The following is a 15,869-nucleotide window of genomic DNA, read 5'->3' as shown; positions in this document are numbered from 1 at the left end:
ATATTGTGGAACACGGCGCGCTGCATATCAACAGATTGATGCCGTACAAAAAAAGGCAGCGATTTTTAATGATTATGCTGCAGCTCCGCGGCGAACATCAGGAACTCCTCTTTCGTATAAAGCGCGTTGAGGACGTCCAGCAGGCCGCCCGCCGACAGATGCTCCGGCAGATCGAGCTTTTTCAGAAGAGCCAACCGCCGCTCCGCGCTGCCGTCCGTCCCGGACAGGCCGGCAAAATACAGGTCCGTCTTAGTAATGGACGGCGATTTCTCCGGACTTTCTCCATTGTCGACCGTGGCGCCGGCCCTGAGGAGCGCGCCGATAATGACGTCCCGGCGCATGCCCTCGACGCCGAGCTTGCCCTCCTTTGAGGCGGTGCGCTTGCGTTTTTCCCGGCCGTAGACGTCCGGGATATAGGCGTGCTTGACGTTCAGGCCGTTCAGCTGTCCTTTCAGATGGCCGCGGATCAGAAAACCGGCGCTGTCGCTGTCCGTCAGGATGATGAGGCCGCGCTTTTCTGCCAGCTTGCGCAGAAGATTCATTTTTTCCGTATCCGAAAAAATACCGTAGCCGGACGTTTCGATAATGGTGCCGTCCACGGCCTGGCTGACGGTGTTCTTGTCGTAGCGGCCCTCCACGACGATGATCTCACGCACCTTCATCATGCGCGTGCCCGCCGCCTGTTTTCGGCCAGCTGGATGAGCAGTTCCGTCAGGCGGGCCTCCGCGTCCCCGACGGTGATCATCCGGTGCGCCGTTTCCGCACTCAAAAGAACGGCCCTGCGGCACTCCGGCACCGTCGTCTTCCGCGCGCTGGACAGGAGGTTCCGCGCCTGAAACTCGAACCGGATCGCGCACAGCTTCATCAAATCCTTTTCCCCGAGACCGCGCTCATAACACAGGCGCGCGGCCAGGAGCTGACGCAGCTTGAGCGTGATCGAATAGATCAGCAGCTGCGGCGGCTCGTGCATACAGAAAAGCTCGTACAGGACGCCGGCGGCCGCGCTGAAGCTGCCGGCGGCAATGTGGTCCGTCAGCTTGTAGACGACAGCGTCCAGCACCGGCGTGACGACGGCGTCCAGATGCGCGCGGGTGATGACGCGCTCGCCGGTGTAATCGCAGACCTTTTCGATCTCCTGATTCAGTGCTGTCATCAGGCCGCCCGTGAGAACGGCGAGATGCTCCGCCGTTGGCGTGTCGATGGTCCTGCCGTTGGAGGCAAAGTGCTTTTTGATCCAGCTGATGACCTTTGACTGCTCCTGAACGGGGAATTCTACGACTCTGGCGTTCTTTTTGATCACTTCCGCCAGCTTCTGCCGGCCGTCCGGCTTCCATTCGATCGTATCGCAGACGAAAATGAGGCAGGCGTAATCGGGCAGGTCGGACAGGAGCGCGATAAGCTTCTGCTTGGCGTCCTCGCCGCCCTTGAACAGGTCGAAGTCGTGCACCTCGATCAGCGTGCGCTCGGCAAAGGCGGGCAGCGTGTCGCAGGCGGCGGCCAGTGTGTCGGCCGTCAGGCCCTGCCCCTCGTAGCGCCTGTAATTGAATTCGGAAAAGGTGCCGGTCAGGCACTTTCTGATCTGTTCAAGATAATTTTCCAGCAGGTAGCGTTCCTCTCCGTGGAAAACGTAGAGCCTGTCCGGCTGCCCGGCGGCAACGGCCGTCTTCAGCGCTTCAAATTCGAGATTGTCATTCTTTCTTGGTGCCATGCTGTACCTCGTATTGTTCATAATGGCCGCGGCCGGTTCACGGCGCGTTTACCGTGACGGTGCCGTCCCGGTCCGTCCTGTATGTGGCGATGCCGGCCAGCGCCAGCTTTTGGAGCGTTTCGGGGGCGGGGTGGCCGTAGGAATTGTAGCCCACGGAGATGAGGGCGACCTCCGGTGTGACGGCGCTCAGCAGCGTGTCGGAGGTGGAGGTCTTCGAGCCATGGTGGCCGGCAATCAGAACCTCGATGTCGGGCAGCCGCTCGGCGGCGACAAGGCGGCGCTCGATGCCGGCGCTCATATCCCCGGTGATGAGTGCGTCAAAGCCGCCTTCCGAACAAAGGATCGCCAGGCCGCGCTCATTTTCATCGGAGCCGCCGATGGGCGCGTAGAGGGTGACGGTCTCGCCGCCGCAGTTAACGCGCGTATCTTGCGTCACCGTCAGAATCCGCACGCCCTTATCGGCGGCCAGCTCCAGGATTTCCCCGGGCAGGGCGCCGGTGTCGATGGACGGGTCCGGCACGGCAAGGGCGGCGACCTTGTTGCGTTCCAAAACCTCCTGGACGCCGCCGGCATGGTCCTCGTGATAATGCGTCAGGACCAGCAGGTCGATTGTTGTCCGGCCATGGCTCTGGAGGTATTTTGTGAGGATATCGCCGGCGTCCTTGCCGCTGGTGCTGCCGCAGTCCACGACCTCGGTGTAGCTGCCGGAGGTGACGACGATGCACTGACCTTGGCCCACATCCAGGGCCGTGACGGAAAGTCCACGCCTGTCCGAGAAGGAGGCTGTGAGGATCAGAACGAGGCAAAGCGTTGCTAAGGACAGGCAGGCCGGCAGCAGAAGCTGCCGTGCCCGGGCCCTGAGCATCACGAAGACGACCAGCATCAGATAGGCGGTGACAAGCCAGGCGGCAATGGCGGGGTTCGAGGTGAACACGGCGGCAAAGGGGACCCGCCCCAGGCCGATAATAGCATTGACGATAAACCGGGCCGGCAGCGCGACGATAAAAGCGGCGGCGGCGCCGGCGGGCGCGAACAGAAAGGCCGCCGCGACGGCGACGATCCCGCCGATAAAGGTCAGCTCCACCGCCCACAGGACGGCGATATTGGACAGCGGCGCGATCAGGGAGACGGTGCCGAAGTGCAGCGCGATGAGCGGCAGGGAGAAGACGAGCGCGCCGGCCGTCGTCGCCAGCGTGCCGAGGACAAAGCGTACGGGCTTTCTGAAGAGCGGATGCCCATAGATCTTCCTGTCGCGCAGGGGCCTTTCCAGCCAGTCGTACAGCTTTCCCGTCAAAAGAAGGATGCCCAGCGTGGCGGAAAATGAGAGCTGGAGCCCGGCGCTGCCGACGGCAAAGGGGTTGAAGAGCAGAATGATCAGCAGCGATGCGGAAAGCGAGGTGACGCCGTCCGTCTCGCGCTTCAAAAGCGGGGCGGCCAGGAGAAAAAGCTGCATGATACCGGCCCGCGTCACCGGCGCCATGAAGCCCACAACAGCCATGAACAGGAAAACGACCGGGATCCCGACGGCGGCCAGCAGCCGTTTGTTTTTGATTAGTACGCCCAGAACGCCCATCAGGAAGGCCACGTTCATGCCCGAGACGGCGATGATGTGCGCGGTGCCCGTGGTCGAGAGCGCACCGGACAAGGCCGTGTCCTGGGAAAGGCCGGACGTGTCCCCGATGATGAGCGCCCGCATGAAACCGGAGACGTCGGCGGGGAAAATTTCCTTCAGCTTTTCCGTGACGGCGTGGGCGAGCACGGCAGGGATATAGCGCGGGGACGCGCCGGCGCCTGTGACTGTGATATCGCCTTTCAACGACGCAGAGAGAAAGACGCCCTTGGACAGGAACGTGTCCGTATTCTCGCCGTAGACCGTGTCCGCCAGACGAAATTTCCCGGTAAATTCGATTGTGTTTCCCGGCGTTAAGTCCGGCGCGGCGTCGTAGACGTAAAGCTGCGTTTTGAGGGACGGGCGGCCGGGGACGCGGACGCTCACGGTGACCTTTGACCCGTAATCAGTTTCGCCGGGATAGCCGGTCACGACGGCCGTGACGCTTTCGGTTTTCCCATTGAGGGCTTTCGCCGGGGCGAAGAAAAGGGCCGTGTACGCGTCAGTCCACAAAAAGCCGGCGGCGAGGCCGAGGCAGACGAGAAAAATGCGCAGCCGCGTGTCGGACCTGAATAGAAGCCCGGCAAGGGACAACACCGCGCAAACGGCGGCGCTGATGAGCAGCGCGTGGTCAGGCAGGAGATAGTGCGCCATAAACAGCGCGCCGGAAAACGAAACAGCCGCGGTGGCGAGCTTGCGCATCTCTATGCTCCTTTGCCATGTCCTGCCGGTTTTAATATTTGAATGTTATCATCAAGCCGGAATTTTGTAAAGTGGCCGGGGGGAGCGGCGGGCGATTCCTGAAGCGCCAGCCCAAGTTTCTTGCCTATTGACAAACGTGTGGTTCTTTGCTAAAGTTTCTTCAACGATTTAAATCCTAGGGAATTTAAAGAACTAAAGTTTTACAATATTAATAAATGATTATTGTGATAGACGATGGGAGAAATCGCGATGCCGATTACGGAAATCCTTGAGAAGAACTGCGCGCTGTACGGGAACGACGTGTGCCTTGTGGAGATCAATCCCGAGCGCCATGAAAAGCGCCATACGTGGAAGGAGTACGAGCTGATCGAGCCGTCCCACGCGCCGTATTACCGCCGGGAGATCACCTGGAACATTTTTAACGAGAAGGCCAACAGGTTCGCCAACTTTCTTCTGGGCAGCGGCATCAAAAAGGGAAACAAGGTCGCCATTCTCATGATGAACGGCCTGGAGTGGCTGCCGATCTATTTCGGCGTTTTAAAAACCGGCGCGCTGGCCGTGCCGATGAATTTCAGATATACCTCCGAGGAGATCAAATATTGTCTCACGCTGGCGGAGGCGGATGCGCTCGTCTTCGGGCCGGAGTTTATCGGGCGTATCGAGGAGATTGCCGAGGAGATCAACCACAAGCGCATGCTGTTGTACACCGGCGGCGGCGAATGCCCGCCCTTTGCCGAGGATTACAGCCTCTTGACGGCCGACTGCTCCAGCGCCTCGCCGGATATAAGGCTTACCGACGAGGACGACGCGGCCATCTACTTCTCCTCGGGTACCACCGGCTTCCCGAAGGCGATACTGCACAAGCACCGCAGTCTGATGCACGCCTGCGCCTGCGAGCAGGCCCATCACGGCCAGACGAAGGACGACATTTTCCTCTGCATTCCGCCCCTGTACCACACGGGCGCAAAAATGCACTGGTTCGGCAGCTTTCTCGTAGGCGGAAAGGGCATCCTCCTGAAGGGAACGGACCCGAAATACATATTTGAAGCGGTCTCCAGCGAAAAGTGCACTATTGTCTGGCTTTTGGTGCCCTGGGCGCAGGATATTCTCAACGCGCTGGACAGGGGGGACTTGAAAATTGAAGACTACCAGCTGAGCCAGTGGCGGCTTATGCACATCGGCGCGCAGCCCGTGCCCCAGAGCCTCGTAAAGCGCTGGAAGCAGTATTTCCCCAACCATCAGTATGACACGAATTACGGCTTGTCCGAGTCCATTGGCCCCGGCTGCGTCCATCTGGGCGTGGAGAACATCCACAAGGTGGGCGCCATCGGCGTGCCCGGTTACGGCTGGGAAGTGAAGATCGTGGACGAAAACGGCAGTATCGTCAAAAAGGGCGGCGTGGGCGAGCTGTGCGTCAGGGGCCCCGGCGTCATGGAGTGCTACTTTAACGATCCGAAGGCGACCGCCGAGACGCTGAAGGACGGCTGGCTTTACACGGGCGATATGGCACAGGAGGACGAGGACGGCTTTATCTTTCTCGTGGACCGCAAGAAGGACGTTATCATCACGGGCGGCGAGAACATCTACCCCGTGCAGATCGAAAACTTTTTAAGCGCGCATCCCGATATCAAGGACGTGGCCGTTATTGGGCTGCCGGACAAGAGGCTGGGCGAGATCTCGGCGGCCATTATCGAAGTAAAGCAGGACCACACCTGCACCGAGGAGAGCGTCATGGCGTTCTGCCATGAGCTGCCCCGCTACAAGCGCCCGCACAGGATCATCTTTGCAAAGGTCCCGCGCAATCCCACGGGCAAGATCGAAAAACCAAAACTCCGGGTGACCTACGGTGCCGATAGCATCGTTGCAACACAAAACAAAGGCTGACCGCATATAAAATTTGGGGGAGAAAGTATGGAAAAAAAGGTCAACATCAATGTCAGATGGGTACAGCTCGTCGTCGGTGTCATCGTCCTGCTGTTTGCGGGCATCATCTACGCCTGGTCGATCCTGAACGCGCCGCTGAAAAACGAATTCGGCTGGAATGCCGCACAGCTCGGACTGAACTTTACGATCACGGTGAGCCTGTTCTGCATCGGCGGTTTTATCTCGGGGCTTATTTCAAAAAAGACGACGCCGATGCTCCGGCTGCTCATCGGCGCGGTCCTCTTCTTCGCGGGCTTTCTCATCGCCTCGCAGATGGGCAACAGCATCGCGGTGCTGTATCTGTCCTACGGCGTGCTCGCGGGCCTTGGCATCGGCTTTGTATACAATACGATCATTGGCGTCGTGAGCGCCTGGTTCCCTGACAAGAGGGGCCTGGCGTCCGGCCTTATGCTCATGGGCTTCGGCCTCAACTCCATCCTCATCGGCAAGATTGCCGACGCGTATATCAAAATGGAAAATGTCGGCTGGCGGACGACGTATATCGTGTTGGCGATCATCACCACCGTTATCTTCATCATCGCGGCCTTCATCATCAAAAACCCGCCGGCCGGCGCTGTATTTCCGGCGCCGAAGGGCGCCGCCAGCAAGGATCAGGGCGACGTCAAGGCGCTGGAGATCCCGCCCCTTCAGATGATCAAGAGAGCGTCCTTCTGGCAGCTTTTCATCTTCTTCATCCTGCTGGCCTCTGTCGGCAGCGCGTCCATCAGCTTTGCAAAGAACATCATAACGGACGCCGGCGCCGCCGACACCTTTGCCGTCACCATGGTGGGCCTCATCTCCATCGGCAACGGCCTGGGCCGGCTCGTGTCCGGCTGGCTCTTCGACAATATCGGCCGCAGGAAGACACAGTTTGTGACGAGCGCCGTCGCCATCGTGGCGCCTCTTGTCGTTGTTCTGGCGCTGGTGACGCACTCTCTCGGCATTGCCATCACGGGCCTTATCCTGTGCTATATCAGCTACGGCTTTGCGCCCACCGGTTCCACGGCTTTTATCGGCGCGTTTTTCGGGCAGAAAAATTTCTCCATGAATCTCGGCATCCTGAATCTGCAGCTGATCCTTACGTCGTTTGCCGCAACGCTGGCCGGCAGCCTGAAGGTTGCAACAGGCAGCTTTGTCTCGATGTATATCATCCTCGCGGCCTTCTCCGTCGTGGGGCTTGTGCTGAATATCTTTATCAAAAAGCCATAACGTCCCACCGATCAGGAGCGATATTAGCGGCGTAGGGGCAGACCTTGTGTCTGCCCTGTGCCGTTGCTGCACTGCACGCCGAGAGGGCAGACACAAGGTTTGCCCCTACGTGGTGCCGCCGTGCATATTTTTCTCTTGGACAACAACGATTTAAAGTGCTATAATACCGACGTATCTGTTAACTGTAGCAAGGGGGCATTTTTTTGAAGACGTTGATGCTTGGAAATGAAGCTGTCGCGCGGGGCCTTTTTGAGGCCGGCTGCAGCGTTGTTTCCAGCTACCCCGGGACGCCCAGTACCGAGATTACGGAGTATGCTTCGGAATACGACGAAATTTACTCGGAGTGGGCTCCCAACGAGAAGGTGGCTATGGAGGTAGCCTTTGGCGCGGCATTCGGCGGGAAACGGAGCTTCTGCGGTATGAAGCACGTTGGACTGAATGTGGCTGCCGACCCTCTGTTTACCGCCTCTTACACAGGAATTAACGCCGGCATGGTCATCGCTGTAGCGGATGACCCCGGCATGCACTCCTCCCAGAACGAGCAGGATTCCCGGCACTACGCCAAGGCGGCGAAGCTGCCGATGCTGGAGCCGGCCGATTCGGCGGAGTGCCTTGATTTTACAAAGTACGCCTATGTGCTGTCGGAGAAATTCGACACGCCGGTCCTGCTGCGTATGTGCACCCGCGTGGCCCATTCCCAGAGCATCGTGGTGACGGGCGAGCGTGTCCTGCCGCCCGCGGTGCCTTACGAAAAGAAGGTCGCGAAATATGTCATGATGCCGGGCAACGCCAAGCGCCGCCACCCGGTGGTGGAGCAAAAGCTCCTGGATCTGGCGGCCCTGGGTGAGGATACATATTTGAACCGCGCTGAAATGGGCGGCACCGAGCTCGGCATTATCACCTCGGGCACGGCCTATCAGTACGTGAAGGAAGTCTTCGGCGACAGCGTCAGCGTATTGAAGCTCGGGCTCGTCTGGCCGCTGCCGGTGAAGCTTATCAAGGATTTTGCCGCCAAGGTCAAAAAGCTCGTGGTCGTCGAGGAGCTGGACAGCTTCATCGAGGACCACTGCAGGCAATTGGGCCTTAACGTCTCCGGCAAGGACCTCTTCCCGCAGATCGACGAATTTTCGCAGAATCTCGTCCGCGAGAAGCTGGGCCAGCCGGTGCCGCAGGGGAGAACGCTGGACGCGGAGGTTCCGCCGCGCCCGCCCGTCATGTGCGCGGGCTGCCCGCATCGGGGCATGTTCTATTCGCTGGCGAAGGCCAAGACGAATGTCATCGGCGATATCGGCTGCTACACGCTGGGCGCCACGGCGCCCCTTAACGCGATGGATTCCACCATCTGCATGGGCGCGTCCGTCTCCGGCCTGCACGGCTTTAACAAGGCGCTGGGCGAGGAGGGCGAAAAGCACTCCGTCGCCGTCATCGGCGACTCCACGTTTATGCACTCCGGCGTCACGGGCCTTGTGAACATCGCCTACAACGGCTCTAACTCCACGGTGGTCATCCTGGATAACTCCATCACCGGCATGACGGGCCATCAGCAGAACCCGACGACCGGCTACAACATCAAGGGCGACCCGGCGGGCAAGATCGATCTGGAGGCGCTCTGCAGGGCCGTCGGCATCAATCGCGTCCGCGTTGTGGACCCGTATAATATCAAAGAATGCGACGAGGCCGTTAAGGAAGAGCTCAAGGCGCCTGAACCGTCCGTCATCATTTCGCGCCGCCCGTGCGCGCTGTTAAAAACGGTCAAGGCAAAGCCGCCGCTGGAGGTCGTGAGCGACAGGTGCAGGGGCTGCCGTTCCTGCATGAAGATCGGCTGCCCGGCGCTCAGCTTTGAGGACGGCAGGGCCAAGGTGGACCCCACCCTGTGCGTGGGCTGCGGCGTCTGCACCCAGCTGTGCTCTTTCGAGGCCTTTGAAGACACGTCAAAGGAGGCAAAGTGATGAGGACGAAGAACATCATGATCGTCGGCGTCGGCGGGCAGGGCTCGCTTTTAGCCAGCAAGCTCTTGGGGCGCCTGTTGATGAACGAGGGCTATGACGTCAAGGTCAGCGAGGTGCACGGCATGAGTCAGCGCGGCGGGTCCGTCGTCACCTATGTCCGGTACGGCGACAATGTTGCCTCTCCCGTCATCGACACGGGCGAAGCTGATTATATCGTGTCGTTCGAGCTTTTAGAGGCGGCGCGCATGGTGAAATATCTTGCCCCGGACGGGCAGATCGTCACCAATACCCAGCAGATCGACCCGATGCCTGTCATCACGGGCGCGGCGTCGTACCCTGAAAACCTCGTGGACAAAATGAAGGCCGCCGATGTGAAGGTGGATGCGTTTGACGCACTGGCGCTGGCCGAAAAGGCCGGCTCGTCCAAAGCTGTCAATCTCGTCCTCATGGGCAGGCTGTCGAAATATTTCCCGCTCCCGGTATCGGTCTGGAACAAGGCCGTGGAGGAGAGCGTCCCGGCAAAATTCCTGGAGCTCAACAGAAAGGCGTTCGAGCTGGGAAGGAGCGCCGGATAGGAAGCCTTTAAGAAAGGAATGATTCTTTTGCAGAATTACCATCAGCCGGAGATCGAATGCGCATCTCCGGAGGAAATAAGAAAGATTCAGGATGAGCGGCTTGCGGCCACGGTAAAGCGCGTGTACGACAACGTGCCGTACTATAAAAAGCTGATGGACGACAAGGGTGTGACGCCCGGCGACGTCAAATCCGTGGACGATCTTTACAAGCTGCCCTTTGTTTCAAAGTCGGACCTGCGCGACGCATATCCCTACGGCCTTTTGGCCGCGCCGCTCAGCGACTGTGTCCGCATCCATTCCACCAGCGGCACGACGGGCAAGCGTGTCGTGGCCTTTTATACACAGAATGATATAAACCTCTGGGACGACTGCTGCGCCCGCGCCATCGTCGCGGCCGGCGGCACGACGGACGACGTGGTGCACGTCAGCTACGGCTATGGCCTGTTCACGGGCGGCATGGGTCTCCACGGCGGCGCCCAGAGGGCAGGGTGCCTGACGCTGCCGATGTCCTCGGGCAACACGGAGCGGCAAATCCAGTTCATGACCGATCTGGGCTCCACCATCCTCTGCTGCACGCCGTCCTACGCGGAGTATCTGGCGGAGACGATACAGGAGATGGGCCTCCGTGACCAGATCAGGCTGAAGGCCGGTATCTTCGGCGCGGAAGCCTGGAGCGAGGAAATGCGCGAGCGGCTGGAGGCGAACCTCGGCATCAAGGCGTATGATATTTACGGCCTGACGGAGATCATCGGCCCCGGCGTTTCCTTCGAGTGCTCCGAGCAGACGGGCATGCATGTCAATGAGGATCATTTCATTCCCGAGATCATTAATCCCGAGACAGGGGAGGTGCTGCCCGAAGGGGAAAAGGGAGAGCTCGTCTTCACCTGCATCTCCAAGGAGGCGTTCCCGCTCCTCCGGTACAGGACCCGCGATATCTGCATCCTGAGCCGGAAAAAATGCGCCTGCGGCAGAACGCTTATCAAGATGGCAAAGCCCATGGGCCGCAGCGACGACATGCTCATTATCCGCGGCGTCAACGTGTTCCCGTCCCAGATCGAAACGGTGCTTTTGGCCTATGGACTTTCCGCCAACTACCAGATCATCGTCGACCGGATCAATCATTCCGATACGCTGGAGGTCTGCGTCGAGATGAATCCCGAGATGTTCTCCGACTCCGTCAAGGTCATCGAGAGCAGGGAGAAGGAACTGATGGAAAAGCTGAAGAACATGCTGGGCATTGCCGCCAAGGTGACGCTGAAAGCGCCCAAGAGCATGTCCCGCAGCGAGGGCAAGGCCGTCCGGGTCATCGACAAGCGCAAGATCTAGCCCGGAAATGCCGCACACATTCTATTTATGATCGGGGGTAAATTCATGACGATTGATCAGATTTCCGTTTTTGTGGAAAACAAGCCCGGCAGGCTGGTCGAGGTGATCGAAGCGCTGGGCGCCAAGGGCATCGATATGCGCGCCATGTCGATCGCGGACACGTCGGATTTCGGTATACTCCGGCTGATCGTCGACAAGCCGCAGGAGGCGCTGGCGGTCCTGCGCGACGCGGACTGCGTCACGTCGGTCACGCAGGTCATTGCGGTGGCCGTCTCGGATACGCCGGGCAGCCTCGCCAAAATCCTGAGGCTTCTGTCGGACGCCGGCATCAGCATTGAGTATGTCTACGCCTTTATCACCCATGAAAAGGGCGGCGCCTATGTCATCGTCCGTGTGGAGGACAACGACAAGGCCATCGGCGTCCTTACGAAGAGCGGCGTCAGGCTCCTTTCAAGCGGCGAGCTGTACGACATGTAAACGGGCCGGAGACTTGCCAACACAATATTGCTCCGTGACAGCACCGAGAAAAACTCCGGTGCTGTCATTGTTATCCAAGGGCGCCTTATTATGACGCTTATATGAATGGCGGAAAAGCGCATGATGCAAAATTTCTCTTTTTCACCTTGCTATGCTTGCATTTTTGCAGGATTTGAAATATAATAATTTAAAATCGCCATCCACGTCATAGTAAACAAAAACCGGCGGCAATACCGGCGTTTGAATAAGGAGAATGATGAATGAAGGAACTATCTAAGGTCGCGTCGCAGGTGCAGGCGTCGACGACGCTGGCCGTCGACGCCCTGGCCAAGCAAATGAAAGCCGACGGGCTGGACGTCATCGGTTTCGGCACCGGGGAGCCTGATTTCGATACGCCGGAGAATATCAAAGAGGCGGCCATCAAGGCCATCCGATCGGGGGAGACAAAGTATACGCCGGCGGCGGGCTTGGTGCCGCTCCGAAAAGCCGCCGCCCAGCGCCTGAAGGCCGACTGCGGCGTTGACTACGCCGAGAACCAGATCGTCATTGCCAGCGGCGCCAAGCACAATATCTTTGCCGCGCTGATGGCGCTCATCAATCCCGGAGACGAGGTCATTGTCCCGGCGCCCTACTGGGTCACCTACACGGAAGCCATCAAAATGGCCGGCGGCGTCCCCGTCGTCGTTTACGCCGACGAAAAGGCGGGCTTCAAGATCACGGCCGCCCAGCTGGAGAAGGCGGTCACCGATAAAACGAAGCTCTTTATCCTCAACAATCCCTCCAACCCGACAGGCATGCTGTACAACAGGGAGGAGCTCAGGTCGCTGGCGGACGTCTGTGTCAGGCATGACTTATACATAATTTCGGATGAAATCTACTACAGGCTCGTATACGACAACGGAGAGTTTGTCAGCGTAGCGGCTCTCGGCGAGGCGGTGAAGGAACGCACGATTATTGTCAACGGCGTCTCCAAGTCTTACGCCATGACGGGCTGGCGCATCGGCTTTACAGCCTCGAGCAAGGAAATCGCTACGGTAATGGCCAACTACCTCAGCCATTCCACCAGCGCGCCCAGCACCATTTCCCAGTACGCCGCGCTGGAGGCTTTAAACGGGCCGCAGGACACCGTGGACCATATGCGCGACGTCTTTCAGGAGCGGCGCGACTATATCGTGGGGCGCGTGAACGCCATGGAGGGCGTCAGCTGTCTGAGCCCGGAGGGCGCGTTTTACATCATGCTGAACATCTCAAAGCTGAAGGGGAAAACGCTGGGCGGCCGCGTCATCAATAACGGGGACGATTTCTCGCTGGCTTTCCTGGAAAAGGGGCTGGTGGCCGCCGTATCCTGTGTCGGCTTCGGCGCGCCGGACTTTGTCCGCTTTACCTACGCCACATCCATGGAGAACATCAAGGAAGGCATGGACCGGCTGGAGAAATTCCTGAAGAGCTGAATTGTATATCAGACGATGGGCGATCACAGATCGCCCCTACGATGGTATGTCCCGTAGGGGCGAACTACGTTCGCCCTTCGATACTTGAATCGAAATCAGGGAGATTTATATGGCCGAAAGAAGAATCTATGCCGACAACGCCGCGACGACGGCCGTTTCCGACGCGGCGCTGAGCGCGATGCTGCCCTATTTCAAAGAGTGCTATGGCAATCCGTCGGCCACACACAGCTTCGGGACGGAGGCCAAGCGCGGCCTGGAGGAAGCCAGAAGCACCGTTGCCCGCGCCCTCGGCGCCAGGGTCAACGAGATATACTTTACCTCCGGCGGTACGGAATCGGACAACTGGGCGCTTTATGCCGCCGCAGAGCTGCGTAAAAAGAAGGGCAGCCACATCGTTATCACAGAAATCGAGCATAGCGCCGTGTACAGGACGGCCAAGGAAATGGAGAAAAAGGGGTTCGACATCACGTTCCTGCCGGTGGACAGGGAAGGGCATGTCACGCCCGAGCAGCTGGAAGACGCCATCCGTGACAATACGGTTCTTGTGAGCATCATGATGGCCAACAATGAGATCGGGACAATTCTTCCCATCCGGGAGCTCTGCGCCGTCGCCAGAAAGCGCGGGGTATTGTTTCACACCGACGCCGTCCAGGCCGCCGGGCATATACCGGTGGACGCCGTCGGGCTGGGCGTGGATATGCTGTCGGTCTCGGGCCATAAATTCGGCGGGCCGAAGGGCGTGGGCGCGCTGTATGTCAACCTGAGGACCGTCGTCCCGCCGATGATCATCGGCGGCGGTCAGGAAAAGGGGAGGCGCTCCGGGACCTCTAATGTGCCCGGCGCCGTCGGTATGGCGGCCGCCCTGGAGGACGCAGTGCTCCACATGGGCGAAAACGCCCAAAAGATCGCGATACTGAGGGACCGGCTGATCAGCGGTGTGCTGCAGCTGCCGCAGGCAGAGCTGACGGGCGATCCGGTGCACAGGCTGCCGGGCCTGGCGTCTTTCGTCTTTAGCGGTGTAGAGGGCGAGGTGCTCGTCTCGCTGCTGAATGAGGCCGGTATTTGCGTAAGCTCCGGCAGTGCCTGCAGCGCCGGTTCCGGCGAGCCCTCCCGCGTTTTGAAAGCGGCCGGCTATGACGGTACCTCGGCCTCGGCGGCCATCCGGTTTTCACTCAGCGAAAATAACACGTCGGACGACGTGACCTATATTCTGGCGCAGCTGCCCTTTATACTCGAAAAGGCGAAGACCATCAAGTTTACCGCGCGGGATCTGGATTTTGACGGCGACTGAAAATCGTGTATAATAGAAGCGAAATATTGCAGATTGTTTCGGCGTGAGTATTTCACGCCGAATGCTTTGAAAGGACTGTGCATATGCCGACCAACACCTATGAAAGCCCGCTTTCATCCCGTTATGCCAGCGACGAGATGCTGTATCTCTTCTCGGCCGACAAAAAATTTTCCACCTGGCGCAAGCTGTGGGTGGCGCTGGCGCGGGCCGAGAAGGAGCTGGGCCTCAATATCACCGACGCGCAGATTTCCGAGATGGAAGCGCATCTTTACGATATCGACTATGCGTACGCCGCCAGGATGGAAAAGGAGCTGCGGCATGACGTGATGGCACATGTCCATGCCTTCGGCAAGGTCTGCCCGCTGTCGTTCCCGATCATTCATCTGGGCGCCACCAGCTGCTACGTGGGCGACAACACGGACGTTATCCTCATGCGCGAGGGGCTGCAGCTTATCCGGACAAAGCTTTTGCGCGTCATCGCGCGGCTGTCGGACTTCGCGGATAAATACAAGGCGCTGCCAACGCTGGGGTTCACGCATTTCCAGCCGGCACAGCTGACGACGGTGGGCAAACGCGCCGCCCTTTGGCTCAATGAGCTCATAATGGACCTGGACGAGCTCGAGTTTCGCATTACCTCTTTGAAGCTGCTGGGCTCCAAGGGGACCACGGGGACGCAGGCCAGCTTTATGGAGCTCTTTGACGGCGATCATGAAAAAATAAAGAAGATGGAGGCGCGCATCGCCCGCGAGATGGGCTTTGACGGCGTCGTGCCCGTTTCCGGCCAGACGTATTCCCGCAAAATGGACGCGGGCGTGCTGAATACCCTGTCCGGCATCGCCCAGAGCGCCGCCAAGTTTGCCACCGACATGCGCCTTTTGAGCCATTTGAAGGAGCTGGAGGAGCCGTTTGAGGGCAAACAGATCGGCTCGTCCGCCATGCCGTACAAGAGAAACCCCATGCGCTGCGAGCGGATATGCTCTCTGGCCCGGTATGTCATCACCGACGCGCAGAACGCGGCGCTGACCACCTATAACCAGTGGTTCGAGCGAACGCTGGACGACTCGGCCAACAAGCGCATCTCGGTGCCGGAAGCATTTCTGGCCGTCGACGCGATTTTGAACATCTACCTGAACGTGGCCGCCGGCATCAAGGTCTACCCGAAGGTCATAGACAGGCATATCCAGGACGAGCTGCCGTTTATGGCCACGGAGAATATCATGATGAAGGCCGTCAAAAAGGGCGGGAACAGGCAGGAGCTCCACGAGGCCATCCGCGTCCATTCCGTGGCTGCAGGCAACGCCGTCAAGGAATTGGGCTTGCCGAATGACCTGATTGCCCGCATTGCCGGCGATCCGCTGTTCGGCCTGACGGAGTCGGAGATCAGATCAGAGCTCGATCCGGCCGGCTATATCGGCCGGGCGCCGGAGCAGGTGGACGAATTCCTCCGGGACGTCGTCAGGCCCCGCCTGAGCGCGCTGGACAGCGCGGAATTGGGCACCGGAGCAGAGCTGAAGGTCTAGCCGGCGGACATAGAAAAATCCCTGTATAAATGCCATATTATGGCAGAAAAACGCTTGACGGCGTCGAATTTATGCTGTATTATCACGGTATGGTATCCGGTCTTTTTTAGGAACAAAACAATCAATGTA

12 protein-coding genes are annotated in these 15,869 nt (G+C 59.1%); 9 read left to right on the top strand and 3 right to left on the bottom strand.

The features are described from left to right. Positions 1 to 65 precede the first annotated feature (65 nt). The 3 genes from BUB60_RS01060 to BUB60_RS01050 are packed head-to-tail and all read right to left on the bottom strand — an operon-like array spanning position 66 to position 4,019. Positions 66 to 665 (bottom strand): ribonuclease M5, encoded by a 600-nt coding sequence (locus BUB60_RS01060; RefSeq protein WP_073075790.1) that lies wholly within the window; start codon positions 663 to 665, stop codon positions 66 to 68. Beyond that, the gene (gene holA, locus BUB60_RS01055) at positions 662 to 1,708 is read right to left on the bottom strand and encodes a DNA polymerase III subunit delta (RefSeq protein ID WP_073075789.1); all 1,047 of its coding nucleotides are present in this window, start codon (positions 1,706 to 1,708) and stop codon (positions 662 to 664) included. The genes BUB60_RS01060 and holA overlap by 4 nt, the downstream gene beginning before the upstream one ends. A gap of 37 nt (positions 1,709 to 1,745) precedes the next feature. Beyond that, on the bottom strand, positions 1,746 to 4,019 hold the full coding sequence (locus BUB60_RS01050) for a DNA internalization-related competence protein ComEC/Rec2 (RefSeq protein WP_073075788.1): 2,274 nt from the start codon (positions 4,017 to 4,019) through the stop codon (positions 1,746 to 1,748). Between the two features lie 249 nt (positions 4,020 to 4,268). Here BUB60_RS01050 and BUB60_RS01045 point away from each other — a divergent pair, with 249 nt between their 5' ends. The 9 genes from BUB60_RS01045 (at position 4,269) to purB (ending at position 15,740) form a co-directional block, all read left to right on the top strand. After that, a complete protein-coding gene (locus tag BUB60_RS01045; RefSeq protein WP_073075787.1) occupies positions 4,269 to 5,903 on the top strand; it encodes a class I adenylate-forming enzyme family protein in 1,635 nt (544 codons plus the stop codon). Between the two features lie 27 nt (positions 5,904 to 5,930). Continuing rightward, positions 5,931 to 7,151, top strand: coding sequence for an MFS transporter (locus BUB60_RS01040; protein WP_073075786.1), 1,221 nt, complete (start codon positions 5,931 to 5,933; stop codon positions 7,149 to 7,151). Positions 7,152 to 7,354: 203 nt separating this feature from the next. Then, positions 7,355 to 9,100: an indolepyruvate ferredoxin oxidoreductase subunit alpha gene (iorA, locus tag BUB60_RS01035; RefSeq protein ID WP_073075785.1), complete on the top strand. Its 1,746-nt coding sequence runs from the start codon at positions 7,355 to 7,357 to the stop codon at positions 9,098 to 9,100. Beyond that, positions 9,100 to 9,675 carry an indolepyruvate oxidoreductase subunit beta gene (locus tag BUB60_RS01030; protein WP_073075784.1) on the top strand — a complete coding sequence of 192 codons (576 nt, stop codon included), beginning with the start codon at positions 9,100 to 9,102 and terminating at the stop codon, positions 9,673 to 9,675. Before iorA ends, BUB60_RS01030 begins: the two co-directional genes overlap by 1 nt. An 18-nt stretch (positions 9,676 to 9,693) precedes the next feature. Continuing rightward, positions 9,694 to 11,001, top strand: a complete 1,308-nt coding sequence (locus tag BUB60_RS01025) for a phenylacetate--CoA ligase family protein (protein ID WP_341444090.1) — start codon at positions 9,694 to 9,696, stop codon at positions 10,999 to 11,001. Positions 11,002 to 11,046: 45 nt separating this feature from the next. Next, positions 11,047 to 11,478 carry an ACT domain-containing protein gene (locus BUB60_RS01020; RefSeq protein ID WP_073075783.1) on the top strand — a complete coding sequence of 144 codons (432 nt, stop codon included), beginning with the start codon at positions 11,047 to 11,049 and terminating at the stop codon, positions 11,476 to 11,478. 260 nt (positions 11,479 to 11,738) lie between these two features. Beyond that, on the top strand, positions 11,739 to 12,929 hold the full coding sequence (locus BUB60_RS01015; protein ID WP_073075782.1) for a pyridoxal phosphate-dependent aminotransferase: 1,191 nt from the start codon (positions 11,739 to 11,741) through the stop codon (positions 12,927 to 12,929). Positions 12,930 to 13,038: 109 nt separating this feature from the next. Further along, the gene (locus BUB60_RS01010) at positions 13,039 to 14,220 is read left to right on the top strand and encodes a cysteine desulfurase family protein (RefSeq protein WP_073075781.1); all 1,182 of its coding nucleotides are present in this window, start codon (positions 13,039 to 13,041) and stop codon (positions 14,218 to 14,220) included. A gap of 83 nt (positions 14,221 to 14,303) precedes the next feature. Next, on the top strand, positions 14,304 to 15,740 hold the full coding sequence (gene purB, locus BUB60_RS01005; protein ID WP_073075780.1) for an adenylosuccinate lyase: 1,437 nt from the start codon (positions 14,304 to 14,306) through the stop codon (positions 15,738 to 15,740). Positions 15,741 to 15,869: the final 129 nt, after the last annotated feature.

Source organism: Sporobacter termitidis DSM 10068 (assembly GCF_900130065.1).
GTDB classification, from domain to species: domain Bacteria; phylum Bacillota; class Clostridia; order Oscillospirales; family Oscillospiraceae; genus Sporobacter; species Sporobacter termitidis.
This window is presented reverse-complemented; position numbering and strand designations above follow the sequence as displayed.